21 protein-coding genes and 1 pseudogene are annotated in these 21,895 nt (G+C 37.9%); 19 read left to right on the plus strand and 3 right to left on the minus strand.

Going from position 1 to position 21,895, the window contains the following annotated elements; all coding sequences use genetic code 11:
- Window position 1 precedes the first annotated feature (1 nt).
- Window positions 2-1,060 carry a glycosyltransferase family 4 protein gene (locus ABC371_RS08125; protein ID WP_412896337.1) on the minus strand — a complete coding sequence of 353 codons (1,059 nt, stop codon included), beginning with the start codon at window positions 1,058-1,060 and terminating at the stop codon, window positions 2-4.
- A gap of 121 nt (window positions 1,061-1,181) precedes the next feature.
- A complete protein-coding gene (locus ABC371_RS08130; RefSeq protein ID WP_412896338.1) occupies window positions 1,182-1,820 on the minus strand; it encodes a YigZ family protein in 639 nt (212 codons plus the stop codon).
- 222 nt (window positions 1,821-2,042) lie between these two features.
- Between ABC371_RS08130 and ABC371_RS08135 the strand changes: the two genes are divergently transcribed.
- From ABC371_RS08135 to ABC371_RS08180, 10 genes and pseudogenes are all read left to right on the plus strand, one after another.
- Window positions 2,043-3,182: a sensor histidine kinase gene (locus tag ABC371_RS08135; RefSeq protein ID WP_412896339.1), complete on the plus strand. Its 1,140-nt coding sequence runs from the start codon at window positions 2,043-2,045 to the stop codon at window positions 3,180-3,182.
- 231 nt (window positions 3,183-3,413) lie between these two features.
- Entirely contained in the window at window positions 3,414-4,103 is a 690-nt protein-coding gene (locus ABC371_RS08140; protein ID WP_136379753.1) for a response regulator, read from the plus strand.
- 205 nt (window positions 4,104-4,308) lie between these two features.
- A complete protein-coding gene (locus tag ABC371_RS08145; protein WP_412896340.1) occupies window positions 4,309-5,628 on the plus strand; it encodes a magnetosome protein MamC family protein in 1,320 nt (439 codons plus the stop codon).
- A gap of 8 nt (window positions 5,629-5,636) precedes the next feature.
- Window positions 5,637-7,874: a hypothetical protein gene (locus ABC371_RS08150; RefSeq protein WP_412896341.1), complete on the plus strand. Its 2,238-nt coding sequence runs from the start codon at window positions 5,637-5,639 to the stop codon at window positions 7,872-7,874.
- 285 nt (window positions 7,875-8,159) lie between these two features.
- A complete protein-coding gene (locus ABC371_RS08155) occupies window positions 8,160-8,702 on the plus strand; it encodes a signal peptidase I (RefSeq protein ID WP_412896342.1) in 543 nt (180 codons plus the stop codon).
- A 91-nt stretch (window positions 8,703-8,793) separates the two neighbouring features.
- On the plus strand, window positions 8,794-10,026 hold the full coding sequence (locus ABC371_RS08160; protein WP_412896343.1) for a hypothetical protein: 1,233 nt from the start codon (window positions 8,794-8,796) through the stop codon (window positions 10,024-10,026).
- 229 nt (window positions 10,027-10,255) lie between these two features.
- Complete coding sequence (locus ABC371_RS08165; RefSeq protein ID WP_412896344.1) at window positions 10,256-11,098, plus strand: hypothetical protein; 843 nt, start codon at window positions 10,256-10,258, stop codon at window positions 11,096-11,098.
- 328 nt (window positions 11,099-11,426) lie between these two features.
- Window positions 11,427-12,371, plus strand: a pseudogene (locus tag ABC371_RS08170) (cache domain-containing sensor histidine kinase); the annotation flags it as partial.
- Window positions 12,363-13,310: a methyl-accepting chemotaxis protein gene (locus ABC371_RS08175; protein WP_412899299.1), complete on the plus strand. Its 948-nt coding sequence runs from the start codon at window positions 12,363-12,365 to the stop codon at window positions 13,308-13,310. The pseudogene ABC371_RS08170 and the gene ABC371_RS08175, both read left to right, overlap by 9 nt.
- A gap of 171 nt (window positions 13,311-13,481) precedes the next feature.
- Window positions 13,482-14,324 (plus strand): DegV family protein, encoded by an 843-nt coding sequence (locus ABC371_RS08180; protein ID WP_412896345.1) that lies wholly within the window; start codon window positions 13,482-13,484, stop codon window positions 14,322-14,324.
- 65 nt (window positions 14,325-14,389) lie between these two features.
- On the opposite strand, the gene ABC371_RS08185 is transcribed toward ABC371_RS08180, so the two are convergent.
- On the minus strand, window positions 14,390-14,626 hold the full coding sequence (locus tag ABC371_RS08185; protein ID WP_412896346.1) for a hypothetical protein: 237 nt from the start codon (window positions 14,624-14,626) through the stop codon (window positions 14,390-14,392).
- Window positions 14,627-14,732: 106 nt separating this feature from the next.
- On the opposite strand from ABC371_RS08185, the gene ABC371_RS08190 reads away from it, so the two are divergent.
- From ABC371_RS08190 to flgL, 9 genes are all read left to right on the plus strand, one after another.
- Window positions 14,733-16,223 (plus strand): ATP-dependent helicase ComFA, encoded by a 1,491-nt coding sequence (locus ABC371_RS08190; RefSeq protein WP_412896347.1) that lies wholly within the window; start codon window positions 14,733-14,735, stop codon window positions 16,221-16,223.
- A 66-nt stretch (window positions 16,224-16,289) separates the two neighbouring features.
- Entirely contained in the window at window positions 16,290-16,877 is a 588-nt protein-coding gene (locus ABC371_RS08195; protein WP_412896348.1) for a class D sortase, read from the plus strand.
- A 200-nt stretch (window positions 16,878-17,077) separates the two neighbouring features.
- On the plus strand, window positions 17,078-17,359 hold the full coding sequence (locus ABC371_RS08200; protein ID WP_412896349.1) for a late competence development ComFB family protein: 282 nt from the start codon (window positions 17,078-17,080) through the stop codon (window positions 17,357-17,359).
- Window positions 17,360-17,362: 3 nt separating this feature from the next.
- A complete protein-coding gene (locus ABC371_RS08205; protein WP_412896350.1) occupies window positions 17,363-18,067 on the plus strand; it encodes a ComFC family protein in 705 nt (234 codons plus the stop codon).
- Between the two features lie 83 nt (window positions 18,068-18,150).
- On the plus strand, window positions 18,151-18,564 hold the full coding sequence (locus tag ABC371_RS08210; protein ID WP_412896351.1) for a TIGR03826 family flagellar region protein: 414 nt from the start codon (window positions 18,151-18,153) through the stop codon (window positions 18,562-18,564).
- Between the two features lie 67 nt (window positions 18,565-18,631).
- The gene (gene flgM, locus ABC371_RS08215) at window positions 18,632-18,892 is read left to right on the plus strand and encodes a flagellar biosynthesis anti-sigma factor FlgM (RefSeq protein ID WP_412896352.1); all 261 of its coding nucleotides are present in this window, start codon (window positions 18,632-18,634) and stop codon (window positions 18,890-18,892) included.
- 16 nt (window positions 18,893-18,908) lie between these two features.
- Window positions 18,909-19,391 (plus strand): flagellar protein FlgN, encoded by a 483-nt coding sequence (locus tag ABC371_RS08220; RefSeq protein WP_412896353.1) that lies wholly within the window; start codon window positions 18,909-18,911, stop codon window positions 19,389-19,391.
- 18 nt (window positions 19,392-19,409) lie between these two features.
- The gene (gene flgK, locus ABC371_RS08225) at window positions 19,410-20,972 is read left to right on the plus strand and encodes a flagellar hook-associated protein FlgK (RefSeq protein WP_412896354.1); all 1,563 of its coding nucleotides are present in this window, start codon (window positions 19,410-19,412) and stop codon (window positions 20,970-20,972) included.
- Window positions 20,973-20,981: 9 nt separating this feature from the next.
- Complete coding sequence (flgL, locus tag ABC371_RS08230) at window positions 20,982-21,863, plus strand: flagellar hook-associated protein FlgL (RefSeq protein WP_412896355.1); 882 nt, start codon at window positions 20,982-20,984, stop codon at window positions 21,861-21,863.
- The last annotated feature ends 32 nt before the right edge of the window (window positions 21,864-21,895 follow it).

Raw genomic sequence — 21,895 nt, forward strand, 5'->3', positions numbered from 1 at the left:
TTTATTTATTTCTAAACAATAATTTTTTAAATAAAGCTAAAAATATTTGTTTTTTTCCTAATAAACCTATAAGCTCTGCAAGGAATTGTAAAATAATAGTGAATATAATAAATATAATAAACGATTGCCATAAAGTAACTCTTGAAGACGAGATAGCGATCGCGCTAAATACAATACAAAGACAATAGATGATGGATACGGACTCACGGTGGCTAAATCCGAAATCAAGCAGCCTATGGTGAATATGTGAACGATCAGCCTTACTAATACTCTGTTTACTTAATAATCTTCGCATGATCGCGAAGAAGGTATCAAAGAGAGGTACCCCTAAAATGATGATCGGTATAAATAGGCTGAAAATCGTAACGCTCTTATAAAAGCCCATTATCGATATTATGGCAATTATAAAACCTAAAAACTGAGAACCGGTGTCTCCCATGAATATTTTAGCAGGATGGAAATTAAAAAGTAAAAAGCCAAGTGTACTCCCAATTACAATTGCGGCTAACGCAACAACTAGAACGTGATTATCGATAATTGATAAATATAGCATGGAGCCAAGAGCGATTATGGAAACACCAGCAGCTAAACCATCAAGTCCATCGATAAAATTAATTGAATTTGTTAAAGCGAGAATCCAGAATAGTGAAATGAGGTAACTATAAAATCCGAAATCAAGATTAAAATTACTCGGTAATACTACATACTCAATTTTTAATTGGGCTACAGCGACGACTAACAGTGCTGCAATCAATTGACCGCTGAATTTATAGATTGGCTTTAAATTATAAATATCGTCTAAAAGACCAGTGAGAAGCATGATAATAATACTAAGAAAAATGATATGAAAATTATCATATTCATATAAACTCAAAAAAGAGGCACCTATTGAAAAGCCAATAATGATAGCTAATCCTCCAATTCTTGGAATTCCTTTTTGGTGAACTTTTCTTTCGTTTGGCAAATCAATTGCGCCGATTTTATAGGCAAGTTTTATTATTATTGGAGTTAGAATAACAGTGGAAATGAAACTGATAAGGAACGAAATTAAGACTTTCAAAAGGAACACCTACAATTTATTTTTTATTGCTATCATATTATTGACAATAAATATGACAAATATAATCAATTTAGGCATATAAAAGGACATTCCTTATGAATTAGGAATGTCCTGACTTCATTTATTTAGTTACATCTGTTTCTAAATACTCCACAACACCCTCCGAAATTTCCGCTTGTCCATTTGTAAGCTCGGTCATCCATTCAGTGAATTGTGGTGTCTGGCTTTCTTCTACATAGGTTTCGATTTCCACAGCCTCAATATACTTGATTTCTTTAATTTGGTAAATAGAAGAGCGGAGTTCATTTTCAACCTTACCAAGCCATGTGTAATCAATTTTTGTATGCATCACTCTCATGAGTTTACGTTCAACGATGCCGGTTGCTTGGAGGCCTTCTGAGGTTGACTTTCCGTATGCACGGATTAGTCCCCCTGCACCTAATTTTATTCCACCAAAATACCTAGTTATGACAACAACCGTATCTTTTAAATGTTTTTTCTTCAAGACTTCAAGGATTGGCACACCAGCAGTCCCACTTGGTTCACCATCATCGTTTGCTTTTTGAATTTGATCGTTTTCCCCAATGAGATATGCGGAACAATTATGGGTTGCATCCCAGTTCTGCTTTTTTATTTTCTGAATGAATTCCTGTGCTTCCGCTTCTGTTGTTGCGCGGTCAATATATGCGATAAAGCGTGATTTTTGAATATTTATTTCATGCTCGCCATACCCTTTTACTGTATAATAGGAATGAAGCATTACGCGTAATACCTCCTATCGGGGCTTCAAGAAAACTGTAGTGCGACAAAATTCGGCACTGACCGAGTTTTTGGAAATTTTTTGCCCATTCTTCTATTATAAAACGACATAATTTTTACATCAATGGTTTGTTTTTGGCATAGGTCAAATGTAATACAAATGTAAATGATATGAAATGCTGTAAAAAACAAATCAGTATATAATTTAGATGGAGGTGGAAGCATGGCCACCAAAGGGCTTGATATTAAAGTTCTTGATTCAATATTGGAAAAAATGGTGCACACCGTTGATCATAGCAAGGAAGAAATTTTTCGAATTGGTGAGCAATCTCGTAACGAATTTTTAACGTTAACGGATGAGCTAAAGGATATTAAGGAACGCGTTGGAGTGATTATTGATGAGGTGGATCGCTTAGAAAATCATTCTCGATTTGCAAGAAAACGTCTTTCCGAGGTGAGCAGTCATTTTAATAAGTATTCAGAAGAAGAAATTCGGAATGCGTATGAGAAGGCTCATGATTTGCAGATGCAGTTAACTGTAATTAGGCAGGAAGAGAAGCAGCTGCGCGAACGTCGGGATGAGCTTGAAAGACGATTAGTCGGTCTAAATGAGACAATTGAACGTGCAGACCATCTTGTCGGACAAATTTCCGTGGTTCTTAATTATTTAACGAGTGATTTTAGGATGGTTGGAGAAATGATTGAGGACGCGAAGCAAAAGCAGGAATTTGGTCTGAAAATTATTGAGGCACAGGAAGAGGAGCGCCGGAAGCTTTCTCGTGAAATTCATGATGGACCTGCCCAGATGCTTGCGAATGTGATGCTGCGCTCGCAAATTATTGATAAGGTCTACCGAGAGAGTCCTGATCAGGGTGTGAAAGAAATTCATGATTTACGAAAAATGGTTCGTTCCGCGCTATATGAGGTCCGTCGAATCATTTATGACTTGCGTCCAATGGCACTGGATGATCTTGGATTAGTACCTACCCTCAAAAAGTACCTATCCACGATCGAAGAATATAATGGCGACACTATGATTTCATTTACATTTATAGGATCCGAGCAAAGAATCCCATCAAAATTTGAGGTGGCTTTATTCCGAATGGTACAAGAAGCCGTCCAAAATGCCCTGAAGCATGCGGAAGCTCGTGAAATTGTGGTTAAGCTTGAGATAAGTAGAAATCATGTAACAGTTATCATAAAAGACAATGGAAAAGGCTTTGATATCCGAGAGAAGAAAAAAGACTCGTTTGGGTTAATCGGAATGCGCGAGCGAGTGGATTTACTTGATGGCAATTTAACGATTGATTCAAGTGTGGGCGCAGGAACGATTGTGATGATACAGGTGCCGTTTGAGGTGTAACTAATTGGGTGCAAATGTGCTAAGACGTATATGATTTTATTTCCCTTTTCTATATGTGGGAATATTTCGGTTATTTGATGATACGTTACAAGAAATGGTTAAACTACTATATGCTGCTTATTTATATAGGAAAAATAAGAATAAACTTACTAACATGTTCTGTTAATACTGCTTATGGAGTATTGACCGAAATTGCCTCGATTGTCAAAATGAAAGGGGGAGGCGTTATTCATGAAAACAAGCATAGTTATAATTGATGATCACCAATTATTTCGCGAGGGTGTAAAACGAATACTAGATTTTGAACCAACCTTTCAAGTGGTAGCAGAGGGTGACGATGGGGAACAGGCGGTAGCTCTAATTGAGCAGCATAAGCCTGATGTTGTCATCATGGACATTAATATGCCTAACTTGAACGGAATTGAAGCAACGAAACAATTAATTGACACTTACCCGGATACGAAGGTTATTATTTTATCGATTCACGATGATGAAAGCTATGTGACGCATGCCCTTAAAACTGGAGCAACTGGTTATTTATTAAAAGAAATGGATGCGGATTCTCTAGTCGAAGCGGTTAAAGTCGTTGCAGAAGGTGGATCGTACTTGCATCCAAGAGTCACACATAATTTAGTGAAGGAATTCCGTCGTCTTGCTGTCGCAAGTGGACAATCTGGAGCAGCGCATTCACACCTTGCTACGGAAGTTCGTCGTCCACTCCATTTGTTAACGAGAAGAGAATGTGAAGTTCTTCAACTGTTAACGGACGGAAGAAGCAACCGTGGCATTGGTGATGACCTATATATCAGTGAAAAAACGGTTAAAAACCACGTAAGTAATATCTTACAAAAAATGAACGTAAACGATCGTACCCAGGCTGTTGTTGTAGCTATTAAGAATGGTTGGGTTGAAGTTAGATAAATTAATAGATTGATAGGAAGCTGAGTTCTCTGGTGAGGGCTTGGCTTTTTTTATTGATTGAGGATTAACTTTTCATGAATAAAAAGAACTATCTTCCATCCTTCCATTTGGTGTATGATCAACTTATAATCATTTCGTAGGTCGAAAGTTTTATTTGCGGAATAATCGTCAGTCTTACATTATTTATCTAAAGAAGAGGGGGTTAATGATGGTTCAATATTGTACGAGGTGCAAAGTCATCCATAATAACAACGAAATATGTCCTCATTACGTTAAGCAATTGAAAGAAAATCCATCATTGCTTGCGGAAGCGGCTAATTTCACGGTAGTGGCAGGACAATATCATTTAGTTACTTCTCAAACGCTAGATACTCTTTCTCAAGGTGTGAATAAGCTTGCTGGGTTAAACCTTGCTTATGAAGGGACGCATCAGTTTACCCGTGATATTCAGGTGTTTCGCCAGTTAAATGTTGATTCCTTTTCAAGAAGTGGATACTTTTCAAATGCAAAAAGCGCACAAAGTTATTTTCTAAATGGAACAGAAAATCAACAGCAGAATGTGTTAAGGAAACTAAATGGTACAGCACAGGAAATTGATTGGTTGAGATGGAAAAAAGGGAAGCTTAGTAGTTTATTAGAAAAGTCTAAGCTGCTAGGGGAGGAAACTTCGAACGCACCAGGAATAGATGGAACGTCTGTTAATCGGTTTGTAAAAAACAGAATTGAAAAAGTTACGATTAAAGCGTCTGTAAGTGACAAGGGTCTTGGGACGAATATAAAGGGTGTCTTAAAAGCATTAGAAAAAGGAACGTTAGACCCTAAAGATACATTTTTAGGAATTGAAGGATCCTCTGAAGCACTGGCAAAGGCATTGGATCACAATCTAAAAAAGGCATTAGATGCTGGTAATACGGAATACGCTAAACGATTACAACAGGCTAAAGAGTATATGAAAGTGAAAGAACTAAACAATTACGATCGTGTAAAGCATTCGACAGCTAGATTAGAAAACAAAATAAAGTCTGGACAGGCAGCGGTACAAGTAACGGTAAATGATGTGGCTAAAAAAGCTTGTCAAGGAGCAATTGTCGGTGCTGCGGTTTCTTTAACTGTTTCCAGTATCTCGAATTATATGAAGTTTAAAAATGGGGATATCACAGAGGAAGAGGCTTTCGTTTCAATTGGAAAAGAAACGTTAAAAGGTGGCGTTGTTGGTGGAGCGATGGGGGCGTTAACACTATTTCTTCCAGGTGGTGCATTAGGTTTTGCAGCAGGAATGGCTGTTGGTATTTATATAAATGCAATCTCATCTAATGTTCTCGATGAAATTTTCGGGGAAGGGGCTTACGGGAAAATCTTAGATGCCTCTGGCTATGTTTGCGGAATGACAGTGAATTTAGAGAGTGCTCTACAAAAGATCGAACAAAATGAGAAGCATTTAGCAGGTAATATACGTAAAGCCAAGAAAACAGCAGCATCTGTCGATGAATATTTCGATGAATTTGATTTGATAATGAAGGGGTAAGGATTGAAATGAGTCTACATGAGTTACATATTGACTATGACTACTATCAACAAGAAACATCATTAGATGACTTAAAAGAAGCAGCAAACAAGTTGAGCATTGCTGCACAGGAACAGTTCGACGAAATCAAAAACGAGAATTGGTTTACGAGAGTATTTGACATGGTCACTCATTCCACGAAAAAAGACCAACGTATGGCATCTCAAATTGGAGAACTATCCCAAGCACAAACCATTTTTATGGAAATTCTCGTGCGCCTTTCTACTAGTGACCGTAGAATTGCAGAACTCGTGACAAACTCAATGGATAAAATAAAGCGTCTCTCTCAACAAGATTTACTTTTAGCTAATAAAGTAAAAGAGTTAGAGAATTACTGTGTTCTAGGTCTTACAAAGCAAACGGACATAGCTGATTTAACATTGAAGGAAAAACAAATAGCAGGTGGCTTACTTCTCCATCTTATGGGTCAATTTGAGCGTGTATCGGAACAACAGCAAGCATATGCCAATGCAGTATTAAACTATATCGAGGTAGAGCCACAACCAATTGACATTCATCTTGCCATTAATTCTTTAAACAATATTGATTCAAAAAAAATTCTACTTCAATGCTGTATAGAATATGGATTCCTTCAACATTTTAATTTTGATTTCTTAGAAGGGAATGAGGAGCTGCTAGAAGAATTCGATTTTGGAAATAAGACGATTAAAGAGCTGGTTTCTAAAGTTGAAAATTTATACAAGTTACGTGGCGAAGAAGGCTTTATTGACAAATATGGTGGATATGATTTTTTAGAGCCCGACGAAACGTTTTATGCAGAACTAAAGGATGATGAAATACAATATGAAATGATAGAGAAAGAGGATGAAGTAATCTCTACTATCCTTCACATTCCATCTGGAACGGTACAGGAGTTTCATAATAAAAACATTTATATTAACACGTATATTCGTTGTGAAGGAACATTGCGCTTTGAAAACTGTACAGTCTACTATAATGAATCGGAAGAAACGAACGAAATAATTGTAGAAGAAGGAGCAGAGCTGGAGTTTCTAAACTGTGACATCTTTTGTAAAGGCGAAGTGGATAACTTTTTCATACAGACAAAAGAGAATAGTGAATTATTGTTCAGAAACTGCGAATTTTACGGGTGTAGTTATTTTGCAAAACTGGAATATAACGGTTCAATCACAATCGAAAAATCGAAATTCATTAATCCCTCCGAAAACTTTTTATCTGGACAGTACAAAAGGGGGACTATTCGAAACTGTGTTTTTACCTTTACAACGATACCTAAGTCTTCAACAAAGGGAAATGAGTATTCTTGGAATCCTATTTTTAATGTGAATACGTATTGGGAGGATCCCCAATTTGTTATACAAGAGTGTGTAGTGAATGGGGACGCATTAACCAATTCAAGTACAACGCCTGCACTCGTTATTTTTGATATCGAAAAAGGTGTCTATCAAAACTGTAGCTTTGAGTATTTAAATAATTGCATTAGGAATGCGAAAGAAGTTGTTCAATCGGTATTTACGAATTGCGGATCTGTTTTGACACTTGGTGGCCTATTATCGATGGAAGAAATAAAACTAACGAACAGTTTGTTCATTAAATGTGAGTCCGTTGTAGAAGCTAGCCATTCTTCTATCATTTCAAACTGTCAATTTATTGATTGTACGAATAATATTATTAAAACTGACTTTGATGGCGGGGTCACGATTGAATATTGTGAGTTTGATAATTTAACTTATACAAATGGTTCATCTTTTGTAAGCGAAGGAAGTTTATATTTTCAACGAACCAAAAATAAAAGTTCGACATTTAGCACAGTAAAAAAATGTGTTTTCAATGGTTTCAAAACGGAAAGTGGCTTCTTAATTCTAGGAAATGTATTTGAAAAAATAAAAGGTCCCACAGCTTTTATTGAAGATTGTACGTTCCAAAATTGTGTGACAAACCGGGAAAGTGGAAAAATTATTAAACAGTATTCCTCTTATTTCGGGTTATTTAATAAAGAAATTGAAGTGGAAGCCATTTCTATTCGAAACTGCCGTGGATTGGATAAGATAAATAAAGAAAATGGGTATACAGAAGACGTCATTATTAAGGGGGAAACTCCGACGGGTGCAAAAATAGGAGCAAGTATTGTAGCTGGAACAAGAATTGGCCTTTTACCAATGGGCCTAATTGCGGCAAGCATAATAAAACACGTTACAACTGATACAGATAAGCATGTAGAGTGATAAGTAAGGAGCCGTAACTAGTGTTATTGAGCCTTTTTACTAAATGGGCTGGGTTGAGGTTAGGTAATAGAATAGATTGGTGGAAAGCTGAGCGCTCGTTTGGGGGCTTGGCTTTTTTTTCAGGATCCTTCCAAAATTTTGATTTTTTAATTTTGTGTCGTTCTTTGTAAAGAATTTTTTGTTAGCGAAAGCTTGAAGTTTATTAATTTATGCGTTATGTTATATAAGAGTTGTTCTCTTTTAAGAACAATTAATGAAAATCCTTTTTCAAAAAGGAGTGGAATAATGCTTAAGAAGACTATTAGATGGAGTGGAAATGTATTATTTGCATTATTGGTTCTGTTGAGCATTTTGACGTTGGTCTCGATCTTTCAATTGAAAAATCAGGTTGGACAAGTTCCCACCATTCTTGGATTTAAGATTATGACCGTAATGACGGGAAGCATGGAGCCTGAATTACAACCAGGAGACATGATTATTGTCAGGGAAAAAAAACCTGGTGAGCTTCGGGTAAAGGATGTCATAACCTACCAATTGAACGAACAGACTCTTGTTACTCACCGAATTGTCGATTTAGAAGAAAAAAACGGGGAAACCTTTTTTCAAACAAAAGGTGATGCAAACAATGTAGTTGACGATGGATTAGTGTCTCATGACCAAATTGTTGGAGTTTTAGTCTTTACGATTCCAAAGTTTGGTCAGTTGGCCCAAGCTTTGCAAACCCCAACTGGTATGATCTTACTCTCTCTTTTTATTCTGTTGATAATAACGATTGGAATGATTAAGAAGATGCTAAACATACAGCGAGGAGAAAGTAGCCATACATAAAGCATTTCACCGTTATTACTCATAATTATTCTATAAAGGAGGCATGAAAACATTATTAGATTAAAAGTTAAGTAGAAACGGGGAGGATATCATGAAGAAAAAGAGTATTATCGGATTAGTTGCTTTATTTGTTGTGTCTATTGCAATAGTAGGAACGATAGCTTACTATTCACTCAGTTTTTCAAGTGGCAATAATGTTGCAAAATCAGCAAGTTTTAAGGTAAATGCAACACATGATGGACATGAAATTGGTGATGAACAATTCGAAATAGAGGATGCGTTGTACCCTGGGATGGATACAGTTGAAGCTTATAGCTTTGAGGTGGATAAGAATGGAACTAGTGTGCCAGTAGAATATACTGTGAAGCTAACTCCAAGTGGGGATCTTTTCCCACAAGGTGTGGAGTCCCCTGTTACATTAACAGTACAGCGTCAACTTGATGGTAAGTGGGTACCGCTCGATCATACATCTTCATTTAAACCAGAGGCTGATAAAGAAAACTATCGTATTCTAGTTGATTGGCCACATAGTAAAAACGACATCGACTTTGAGGGTAAAACAGGGAACATTCATTTAGAGGTTATTGCGACACAGGTGGATTTTGTGAATTCAGTTGAAGGAAATCTTGTGAAAAATACGGCTGGTAAAGCTGCGGTTGAGGGTACGAAAACAGTTGTAAGCTATAAGTTTGATGAGGGTTATGCACCTAAGATGAGTAATTTTAAATTTATTATTAACGATGGTGATGGATATTCGATCGATTGGCTTTTTGGTGCCACACAAAAAGTTGTTGGTGGAAAAGTATTGCCAAGAACAGGTGTTGAGGTTGCTGAAGCTTTTATAGAGGATTTCTATGTATCTAGAAAAAAATCCTTTCTACCTTTAACTAGTAAATGGGACATCACTGCTGAAGGAAGTGCATTAGTGTTCACATCAAAGGCGGATAAAAACTATGAAAACTTTAACATTGATGTTCCTGAAAAAGATAACAGAGCAGAAATCGAAGGTGAATTCATTCGTAAACAAGATGGTAGAGAAGGTAATGAAGGTGTAAAACAAGTTAATACATTAACGATTAATGGGGAAATTGCAAAATCTGGACAATTACTAGTTACTTTTAACGATGGAACTGAACAGCTAGAGAAAACAGTCCAGGTTTCTAAAAATGATTCTACATCAGTTGTTGCTTCTAAAGTGGCAACATCCCTTGCGGATTTAGCAGGTTGGAATGTAACAAATCAACAAGGAACATCAGATGTAGTATTTACAGCAAAGAGTGCTGCTGCTGATAAGGATGTAAAAGTTACAATTACAAATAAGTAAATTTTTTTGTTTGTTTTGTTCTTTATTGAGAAATCAAGGTTCTTTATGAGGGATTATGACAACAATAATGTAGCATAACGAGAAGGAACGAAAAATTGAATAGAACTTGGATAATTCCTTTTAGGCTAACGAAGCACTATATATTTGCTTGACTTTAATAATTAATAACAAGCCTAGGCTGGCCAGAAGTCGCCAGTCTAGACTTCTCCAAATTACAGGGGTGACTAAATTGAAAAAAACAATTCTCAGGGCGACTGGTTTTTTATCAGCAGGTCTCTTAATTTCCGCAGCTTTACTAGCAAATACTCCTACCTTTTCCTACTTTACAAATCAATATCAAAATATGATTAATGTCTCAACGGCTTCAGCAGAAAACCTCATTAAACACCTAGAAGTTATTAAGAAAAAAGATGGAAGTTTGGTTATCGAGGTTGTCCGAGATAGTGAATATGGCTATCGACCAGATGTTGGGTTCTCAATTGAAGGGGATTTAGCTGAATACATACTTCATGTCAATCCGTTGAAACTGGATAAAAACGGTACATATCATATTCCCATTGAAGCAAATATCAACGCCCATCAATTTTTAGAGCTTTTGACAATTAAGTTTTCTAATAAAGAATCAACTGTCAAAGGAAAGCTTACGGCAAAAAACTACGATGGTCAGGTAATTGCTGCAAAAAATATTGAACTCGATATTGAATATTTATTAAGACGGATTGATGATGATATTGTAAGAGCTAAACCTAAAATAGAACAGATTGATGACCCAAAAGCCACTGAAAACATTGCAAATCTTATGACCTTTTTAGCTGAAGGTGTTGTTTGGGAGGACGAATCTAGCAAGGCTATTATTCAAACAATTGCTCCACATTTAATAGAGAAGCTTGAGGTCCAACAGAAACAACTTGATGAAAAAAATACCGAAAAAGTAGAGTTGCTTAAGGAAATTGAAAAACTCAAGCAGGATAACATACAGCTACAAACGACTCTTGAACAAGTAGAAAAGATCCAAATTGAGCAATCGAAAGAACTTGGAACAAAAGATGAATCAAATGAGGATGTAAAGTGAACTAAAGGTTTTGTTGCAATGATTGCAACAAATTTGCAACTATAATATGATTAAATAATTTCCTAGAGCTAACTTTTTATTGAAGTTGGCTTTTTGATTTGAGTATATTTACTTGCAATCAAAACTAAAAAATTCATTTAACTGGTCGATAAAATAAAAGTATTGTGTTGGTATAACGAAGAGCGTGAAAACGTAGAAAGGAAATTCATCTATGAAAAACAACCAAGAAAAACGTAAACGAAAGCATTTATTTAATTTTACGATTGGCAAGAGGTTGTACATAACCTTTATCTTAATTATCCTATTACCAAGTTTTATGATTGGTTTTATGTCTTACAATAATGCACAGAAGGAAATTAAAAGCCAGATACTTGCAAGTTCAACAGCAAGTGTACATCTTTTAGATGGTTATATTACAGATAACTTATCTTCAAAATATAATGATGTTGAGTATTTCGCATCCAAGCTGAATGGCAGGTCTTTTGCTGAATCAGAAACATCAAACACAATTGAGACATTTACACAATATTCGCTTTTACATCCTGACATTGTGACGGTTTTTTCAGGAACCAAAGATGGGAACATGTTTTTATATCCTCAAGCAAATCTACCAGAAGATTTTGATCCAAGAGAGCGGGAATGGTATAAACAGGCCATTGCTAACCCGGGTAAAGCGATTATTACAGAGCCATACGAGGATTTGGCTACTGGTAGTATCTTAGTGACCGTAGCGCAAACGATAAATGATGGTTCTGGGGTAGTCGGTCTGGACATTAATTTAGAATCTTTGAAAGAAATCACTTCGAGTGTGAAAATCGGTGAGAAGGGTTATGCGTTTATCCTTACTGCAGAGAAAAAATATTTAGTCGATCCAGTTCAAGAAACTGGTTCTGTCCCACAAGGGGAAACGTATAGCAAACTAATATTTGAAAAGCAAAGCGGAATTCTTTCTGATGAATTTCAAGGTAATAAATATGAAACTGCTTTTGTAACGAATGAACTTACAGGGTGGAAAATTGCAGGTGTAATGGAACAAAATGAAATTAATGAAGCAACTCAAGGAATTCTTCTATCAACATTTTGGGTAGTAGCCATTTTTATAGTGATTGGGATGGTCATTGCCATTTTAATAGTTAGAAGTATTACGAAACCTCTGAATACATTAGTGCAGGTTACAGATAAAGTAAGTAATGGAGACCTTATTCAATCTATAAAAGTGAAAAACAATGATGAGGTTGGACAATTAGGGAATAGTTTTAATAAAATGTTGGGATCATTGAGAGAACTTTTAACACATGTAGATGAAAAATCACAGACATTAGCAGCATCCTCAGAGCAATTGACTGCAAGCTCAGAACAAAATACGAAGGCAACTGAACAGGTGGCAAATACAATCCAAGAGGTTGCGGTTGGCACTGAAAAACAGACAGAAATGGTTAGAAAAACGACTGGGGTCGTAACAGAAATGAATATTGGCATTCAACAAATTGAAGTGAATGCTCAAACTGTTTCTCGCACTTCAGTTGAAGCGCTGGCTATTGTAGAGAATGGTGAACAGGCAATCAAGGAATCCATTCAACAAATGCAAAACATCAATACGTCAGTATCTGATTTAGGAAAAATCATTTATTCATTAGGAGAACGTTCCGAAGAAATTAACCAAATTGTAAATGTGATCTCTGATATCGCGAGTCAGACGAATTTATTAGCTTTGAACGCAGCGATTGAAGCAGCTAGAGCGGGAGAGCATGGAAAAGGCTTTGCGGTTGTAGCAGACGAAGTGAGGAAATTAGCGGAGCAGTCAGCAAAATCGACCGAAAGCATTCGCCGACTGATCACGTCGATCCAAGAAGACACAAAACAAGCGGTAGAGTCCATGAATCATGGAACAGAAGAGACCGAAAAGGGAATAAATGTGGTAAACAATGCAGGTTCATCCTTTAAGCAAATTCAACAATTTGTAGATGATGTATCTTCTCAAATACAAGAAGTTTCAGCATCAATCGCACAAATGACACAAGGTGCGCAACAAGTGGTTGAAGCGGTAAGTGAAATCGATGAAATTGCGAAGAAAACAACTGGACAGGGCCAAGAGGTATCCGCAGCTACAGAAGAACAATTAGCTTCCATGCAAGAAATTGCGTCTTCGGCTGCATCGTTATCCTTTATGGCGGAAGAGTTACAAGATGCGGTTAGGAAGTTTAGGCTGTAAGAAGTTATCGCCTATAGGTAGGGCTAACCCGAATAGAATAAAGTGAGTGAAGTAAAGAAAAACGGGAAAACGACATCGGGTTCCCGTTTTTTATGCTTTCAGTAAGTGACATCCCCACCATTTTCATTTAAAATGGAAATTATAAAGAACCAGGACAGGAAGGTAAAAATTATGAAAACGGCGATTGTAACTGATAGTACAGCTTACATACCAAAGGAACTTCGTGAAAAACTTAATATACATATGATTCCGCTAAGTGTTGTATTTGGCGAAGAAACCTATCGTGAGGAAGTCGATATTACGGCAGAGGCATTCTATGACGAGCTTAAGGCTCGTAAGGAATTGCCGACAACATCTCAGCCTCCGATTGGTGAGTTTGTTGAGCTTTTTGAAAAACTAGGTCAAGATTACGATGCTGTCATTAGTATTCACTTATCGAGTGGAATTAGCGGGACCTATCAGGGTTCAGTTTCGGCTGGTGAAATGGTTGAGGGTGTGAAGGTTTATCCGTTCGACTCTGAAATTAGTTGTATCGTGCAGGGTTTTTATGCGCTGGAGGCAGCGGAAATGGCGAAAGAAGGAAAGCCTGTTGATGAGATTATGGAGCGGCTTCATGAGATTAAGAAATCCGTTCGGGCTTATTTTATGGTTGATGATCTCACAAATCTTCAGCGAGGTGGTCGCCTGAGCGGGGCAGCTGCATTTGTCGGCAGTTTGTTACAGGTGAAACCAATCCTAAACTTTGAGGACAAAGTGATTGTGCCTTTTGAAAAAATCCGCACACGTAAAAAAGCGATGAATCGAGTATTTGAATTGTTTGATGAAGATGCAAGCAAAGGTGTACCAATGCGTGCAGCGTTGATTCATGCCAATATCGAAGAAGAAGCTTTGGAACTAAAAGCAGAATTAGAAAAGAAATACCCCCATGTAGAATTTTTACTAAGCTATTTCGGACCTGTTATTGGGACCCATCTTGGGGAAGGCGCGATTGGATTAGGGTGGTATAAGAAATAAAAATGAAGTGGCGCCGTGCGGGTGTGCGGCGCTGTTTATGGCAAAAAAGAAATTAGGATGGGCTCCTAATTTTTTAGTAATTGTTCATTTTGAGGGGTTTCTTCTTTCTTTTCTTCTACAGGCGCTTTTCTGTACTCATAGCTGCTATACAGACTAAGCACCACAAAATAGAGTAATAACAGAACAGTCCACGTTGAGGACGTAATTTGAATTTTCTCCTGAAATAATACCGCCAATGCTCCAATGAGTAGAATCGAACCGATGCAAAGCAATAACCCGTGCTTTATAACCCATTTCATCATGTCAATCCCAACCTTTCATTATCTAATCTCCCCAATAATTGGATTCTTAAACATGTTTTTAATAGTCTTTGAAATATTATAAGAAAATGATTAAGGAGGTCCTCCCATGCGATTTTTACTTAAAAACAAAATATTAACCCCCGAACCATTATCGGACAAGCCAGACACCAAGCGCATTACCGATTTTGAATCATGCTACCAACAGCCACTGAATCCCACATTTGAGTACTTCACTGAACTCCAACATCTACTCTACGGCAAACAACTCCTACTCGAAGAAATTCCATTTTCCCTTGAAGACATACATCAACACTATTTGAATGGTTATTTGCAATATCGAAATTGTATTGCGAAAACGAAAGAAGGTTATAATTGTGTTCGATGTGGAAATTCTGATCAAAGACTTTTCGCTTCGTTTGGATGTGCAAGGTGTAAAAGTGAATGTGCATATTGCCGAAAGTGTATCAATATGGGGCGGATGAGTGAATGTTCGGTTTTGGTTAGTTGGACTGGACCAAGTCCAATTGTTGAGATTCCAGAAAAGCCACTTTTGTGGGAAGGAACACTTTCTCCAGGACAACAAAGGGCTTCAACAGAGCTAATTAAGGCAGTTCGAACTGATGACCAGTTGCTTATCTGGGCTGTTTGTGGTGCAGGAAAAACTGAGATTCTATTTGAAGGAATCGAGACGGCACTTCAGTCCAGTAAAAAGATTTGCCTCGCTACGCCCCGAACTGATGTCGTAATTGAGCTTGCACCGAGGATCAAATCTGCATTCCCTGGAATTGATGTCATCGCTTTGTATGGTGGAAGCGAGGACCACAACAAAACAGCCCTGATTACACTTGCCACTACCCACCAGCTACTTCGTTTTTACAAAGCCTTCGACATGATCATCATCGATGAAGTCGACGCTTTTCCGTATTCAGTTGAGCCGATGCTTCAGTATGCTGTTAATCAAGCGAAGAAGGATATCTCCTCGACGATCTACCTTACCGCAACACCTAATCAAACCTGGAAAAAGGAAATTCAAACGGGTAAAAGAACAGCTGTAACGATTCCTGCAAGATACCACCGTCGTGCATTACCAGTACCTGAGTTTATATGGTGTGGGAACTGGGAGAGATTAATGAAAAAGAAGAGGCTTCCAGGAAATGTGGTGGCGTGGGTTAAGAACCTTCTGGCGATTGGCAAGCAAGCATTCCTATTTGTCCCGCGGATTACTTATTTAGAAAATATCGTAGAAATTTTGCAAACACTAGACACTAGAATTGAAGGCGTTCATGCGGAGGACCCAGACAGAAAAGAAAAGGTTGCACGTTTTCGCTCTGGTGAAATCCCTATTCTTGTGACCACAACCATTTTAGAAAGAGGCGTAACCGTCCCAAATATTGATGTCGCTGTCTTAGGTGCGGAGGATAAAATTTTTTCAGAGAGTGCATTAGTCCAAATTTCAGGTCGTGTTGGTCGCAGTGCCCAATTTCCAACCGGAGAGATTTTATTTTTCCATTACGGCAGAACAAGAGAAATGATTAAGGCAAAAAAACATATAGAAAATATGAACAAAGAAGCCGTCCAACACGGCTTCATAGATTGATTTCACAACCCATTTTTATTATGATTAAAGGTAACGAAGAAAGAACGGATTAAGGCGGTGATTCCAGTGAAAAAGGTTGTTTATACAATTGCACTATTATTCATCATCGGCGGTATTTCATTGACAGGTTACTCGATTTTTCAAATTTGGGATTCAAATCAGGCACAAAAAGAAGCGTTGGTTCAAGCGGAAGAACTCATTTCCACACCTCCAACCGTGGAAAAAGCTGAAAAGGAAATTGTCATTCCAACTTTTGAAAAAGGTGAAACAATGGGTGTTTTAGAGGTACCAAAGCTTGGTGAAAAAATGCCAATTGTTGAAGGGACGGATGAAGAAGAACTCAGAGTTGGTGTAGGACATTACCTCGGCACCGCACTACCCACTCAAAACGATCAAATCGTATTATCTGGTCACCGCGATACACTGTTTAAACAATTTGATGAGTTGGAGATTGGCGACACCTTTGTTGTGCAATTAGAATACGGCGACTTTACCTATGAAATTGTCGATACGAAAATTGTGGATGCAGATGATCGAACCGTCATTAAATCAACCGCGCCAAACGAGGAGCTTGTTGTGACCACCTGTTATCCATTTGGATACTTGGGTGACGCGCCATATCGATACATTTTTTATGGGAAAAAGATAGATTGACTCAGAACTCCTAGGTTGGATAAAAAAATCCGCTTAGGGGTTTTTATATAGTGCAAAAGTATTATTGGCCATAGGATGAAAGGGGAATTTACAATTGTCTTAAATCTATTAATGTTAATGATGGGATAAATAAAAATATATTTCCAAATTATGTTTATTGTGTGATAATAATAGAAGAAAGAGAGAATGGAGAGGTTCGTGTGAAGGTTTTTAATGCAATGGAGCCGCTTGTGGCTGAAGCAATCAATGAAAACTGGTCTGAATACAACTTGCCTTGCAAATGTGAACAATGCAAAAACGATGTATTTGCCCTCACGCTAAATAATCTACCACCGCGCTATGTATCGAAGGAAAATGGAGTGGCGTATGTCCGAGCCCAATATTTTAATAAACAAATGATGGCCAATATTTATGTGAAAATTGCGGAGGCCGTAAACATCGTCGCGAAAAATCCTCAATGCCATCATTTCAAAAGGAGCTGAAGTATGTCTACATGCTTACTTTGCCACACTTATTTTGAAGAAGTGGATTCCTGGTCAACATTGTTTTCGTTAACCGAACCGGATCCACTTTGTTCTACCTGCAGCGAAAAATTTGAAAAAGTGGACGGTGGTCTTTGTGAAATTTGCGGTCGATCATTTACTGGACTGCCCGATGAGTATCGTGAAGGAAACCTCTGTTATGACTGTATCCGCTGGGAAAATGAACCGGAATGGCAGAGCGTACTTACAAAGAACCGTTCGATTTACCTCTATAATGACTTTGCAAAAGATGTACTTTCCCTCTACAAATTCCGCGGTGACTACGCCGTTTCTTCTATTTTTAAAACACCTCTGAAAAAAGCCTTCAAAACTCAATTTAATTCTTCCTATTCAGTTGTCCCAATTCCATTAAGTGAGGAGCGTTTGTATGAGCGCGGATTCAACCAAGCTAAGGCGTTAGCAGAATTATTGGGTGTTCATGTTCATGAAGTATTAGCGCGAACCCACTTGGAGAAACAGTCGAAAAAGAGCCGAGATGAACGGATTTCTGGAGAAAATGTGTTCCGAGTGAAAGATGTTGTTCAGGATAAGGACATTTTATTAGTAGATGATATTTATACGACGGGTTCGACGTTAAGGCATGCCGGTAAGGTGCTGATAGAAGCTGGGGCTAAGTCGGTATCTTCTCTGACGTTGATGAGAGGATAGGATTTCAAAAATCTGTCACTATAAACTCTCCCAAAAACACCGATATAATAGAAGGAAATAAGGTGTTTGAGGAGAGAATTAACATGGGAGAACTAATGAATTGCCCAAATTGCGGGGCTTTATTTGTAAAAACAAATCTTCGTGATGTTTGTGAAAAATGCTATAAGGCAGAGGAAGTCGCGTTCGAAACCGTTTATAAATTTATTCGAAAAAAAGAAAATCGTACAGCAACTATTTTTGAGGCCTCTGAAGGAACAGGCGTTGATGAAGAATTAATCATCAAATTCATACGAACAGGGCGTCTGAAACTGGCTCAATTCCCAAACCTTGGATATCCATGCCAAAAATGTCGTACCATAATACGCGAAGGGATATTATGTGACACCTGTTCAAGGGAACTACGCAGTGAATTATCGATTTTTGAACAAGAAGAAGAACGTAAAAAAGAATTAAAAGAACGTAATAAAGGAACGTATTTTGTAGAGAAAAATTTCTAAACATTTTCATGTCGCTGCCGATATAAAGGAAAAGACATGAAGTTCGGATAGAAAGCGAGGCTTTAACATGAAAATTAACCAGTTCGGACCCGTTGGAATGAATCCATATAAAAAGCAGATGAACAAGATTGCAGCAACAGAAAAGTCAACTCAGACAGATAAAGTTGAAATTTCTTCAGCGGCTAAACAACTACAGGAAATTTCACCGATTACTGTTGCGCGCCAGCAGAAGGTAGAAGCGCTCAAACAACAGGTTCAAAACGGGACCTATAAGGTGAACGTAGAAGACGTTGCGAAAAGCGTCTACGATTTTTATTTTAAAAAATAATTAACGGAGGGTCATTATGTCAGCTGAAAACTTAGTCGTGCTGCTCAAAAAAATACTTACTTTACACCAAAATTTACTTAAGCTATCTGAGCAAAAAACAGACATTTTGAAAAAAGGCAACATCGATGCCCTCAACGATCAAATGAAGGAAGAACAGAAATACATTTTAGCGATCAAACAATTGGAAAATGAACGGATTGTAATTGTTGACAAATGGCTTGGACCTCTTGTTCAGGATAAAACATTATCTAAGTGTATTGAGATGGCGAGTGAGTCAGTTCGATCGGAGCTAACGGGACTACAAGAGGAATTGGTTAAAGTGACTCACGATTTAAAGACTGCGAACGACTTAAATCAGCAGCTCACTTATCAATCCTTGCAATACGTGAATATGTCGTTGGACATGCTTCTTCCACAGGAGCAAATAGCGGGCTATGGCAACCCAGCAGGAACTAAAGAAAAAAAGCAAACACGCTCAATGTTTGATTCAAAAGCTTAAACAACGGAGGATGGGAAAATGGTATCAACTTTTCATGGATTAGAAACAGCACGTCGCGGAATGGTGACCCAGCAAAGTGCGCTATATACAACTGGACATAATATTGCGAATGCGAGTACACCTGGCTACACAAGGCAACGTGTTAATTTTTCACAGACAAATCCATACCCTTCTCCTGGTCTAAATACGGCAAAAATTCCTGGACAGGTTGGAACAGGTGTTGAAGCCGGAACGATTCAACGTGTGCGCGAGAGCTTTTTGGATGTTCAGTTCCGTGGTGAGCAGACAAAGACAAGTTACTGGGAAACACGCGCAAACGCCTTAGGAAAAATGGAAGAAATCATGAACGAACCGTCCGAAACTGGACTTGCAAATACTTTGAATCAGTTTTGGCAGTCACTTCAGGATTTAGCAGCAAACCCAGAGGATCAAGGTGCGCGTTCGGTAGTGCGCCAACGTGGTGAAATGGTAGCAAACACCTTTACTTATCTATCAAACTCATTAACTGCCATAAAAGACGACTTCGGCAAACAAATCAGTGTAACTGTGAAATCAGTAAACTCGCTTTCTGATCAAATTAGCAGAATCAATAAGCAAATCTCCGAAATCGAACCAGTTGGATATCTTCCAAATGATTTATATGATGAGCGAGATCGGTTAATTGATGAACTATCAAAATATGTAGAGATTAAGGTTCATCCTCCAAGAAGCAGTGGCGGCGATTCTTTACCTGTTGCAGAAGGTATTTTAGATATATCAATAGTTGGTGACAACGGGACAGAAACCAAATTGATTGATGGAAATACCTTTAAAAAGCTTTCAGTTGTTCCTGCAACTGATTCTGATGGTGATGGGGTAAATGACCAGCCAACAGGTGCTGTTACTGGCTTTCAATTAGATGGGCAAGATATATCATTTATTCGTAGTGGAGAAATGAAGGCACTAGTTGAAACATACGGATATGTTGAGAATGGTGCGGAAAAAGGCATTTACCCAAAAATGCTAGATGATTTGGATAAAATGGCGTATTCGTTTGCTACACAGTTCAATGCTGTACACAGCCAAGGATTTACATTGAAAACTTCAACTGAGGCGAGTGTACAGGGCGGCGACTTTTTCGAACCGTTTACTGGAACTGGTGCAAATGCATATAAAGGGGCAGCTGCAACTATCAAAGTATCTTCAAACATTGATAATCTCAGCCATATTGCAGTTTCGACCATTCAAGGTGAATCTGGAAATGGCTACAATGCTACTAATCTTGCGAACGTGAAAAATGCAGACTTCGGTACATTACCTGGCTTCCCGATTACTGCTGGAAGTATCCAGTCATATTATGAATCCCTCATTGGATCTATGGGTGTAGACTCGCAGGAAGCAATTCGTATGTCAGAAAACTCAGCGGTGTTAAAGGATTCAGTAGAAAACAGACGTCAATCAGTTAGTGGAGTTTCTTTAGACGAAGAAATGACAAATATGATTAAGTTTCAACATGCTTACAATGGTTCAGCGAGAATGATTACAGTACTTGATGAAATGCTAGATAGAATTATAAATGGCCTAGGCACTGGTGGAAGGTAGGTGTAAATTATGCGCGTAACACAATCAATGCTCACAAATAATATGCTGCGAAACCTAAGTAGTAGTTACGAAAGATTAGGAAAATATCAAGATCAATTAAATACGCAAAAGAAGATTACGAAACCATCCGATGACCCAGTTGTGGCAATTAAAGGAATGCGATATCGTACAGATCTTGCTGAAATTGAACAATACCAACGCAATCTAACAGAAGCCTATACGTGGATGGAGTCGGCAGATGATGCGATGGACAAGATGACACAGGCACTTCAGAGGGTGCGTGAGTTGACAGTCCAGGCTAGCACTGGGACAAATGGTCCTGATGAAAAAGCAAACATAGCAGTCGAAATTGAACAACTAAAAGAGCATATCGCAACCATTGCCAACACAAAGGTTGGAAATAAGTTTATTTTTAATGGAACAAATACAACCGAAGCACCAGTAGATTTAGATGCAAATCAAATCTCCTCATCGACTAATGATGTTTTACTTGAGGTTTCCAAAGGTGTTCATATTAATGTCAACGTGAAGACTACTGACCTTTTAAAAGGTGGTAATACGAATGACATTTTTACAGAGCTTGATAATCTAATCAATGATCTTAACGATGACAGTGGGGATATTGGAAAATATCTTGATACTTTAGATTCTCACCTAACCAATGTAGTTGCAAACCGAGCGGACCTTGGGGCAAGATATAATCGTATTGAACTGATAGATGATAGACTTGGTTCACAAGAGGTAATTGCAAATAAGATTATCTCCGAAAACGAAGATGCCGAAATGGAAAAAGTTATCATTGGTTTAACAACCGCAGAAGCAGTGCACCGTGCAGCACTTGGAGTAGGAACTAGAATTATTCAACCATCACTTATGGACTTTTTACGGTAAGCTATCTTTTTATGGGATAGCTTTTTTGATAG

The organism is Bacillus jepli (assembly GCF_047238305.1).
Lineage (GTDB): Bacteria > Bacillota > Bacilli > Bacillales > Bacillaceae_L > Ferdinandcohnia.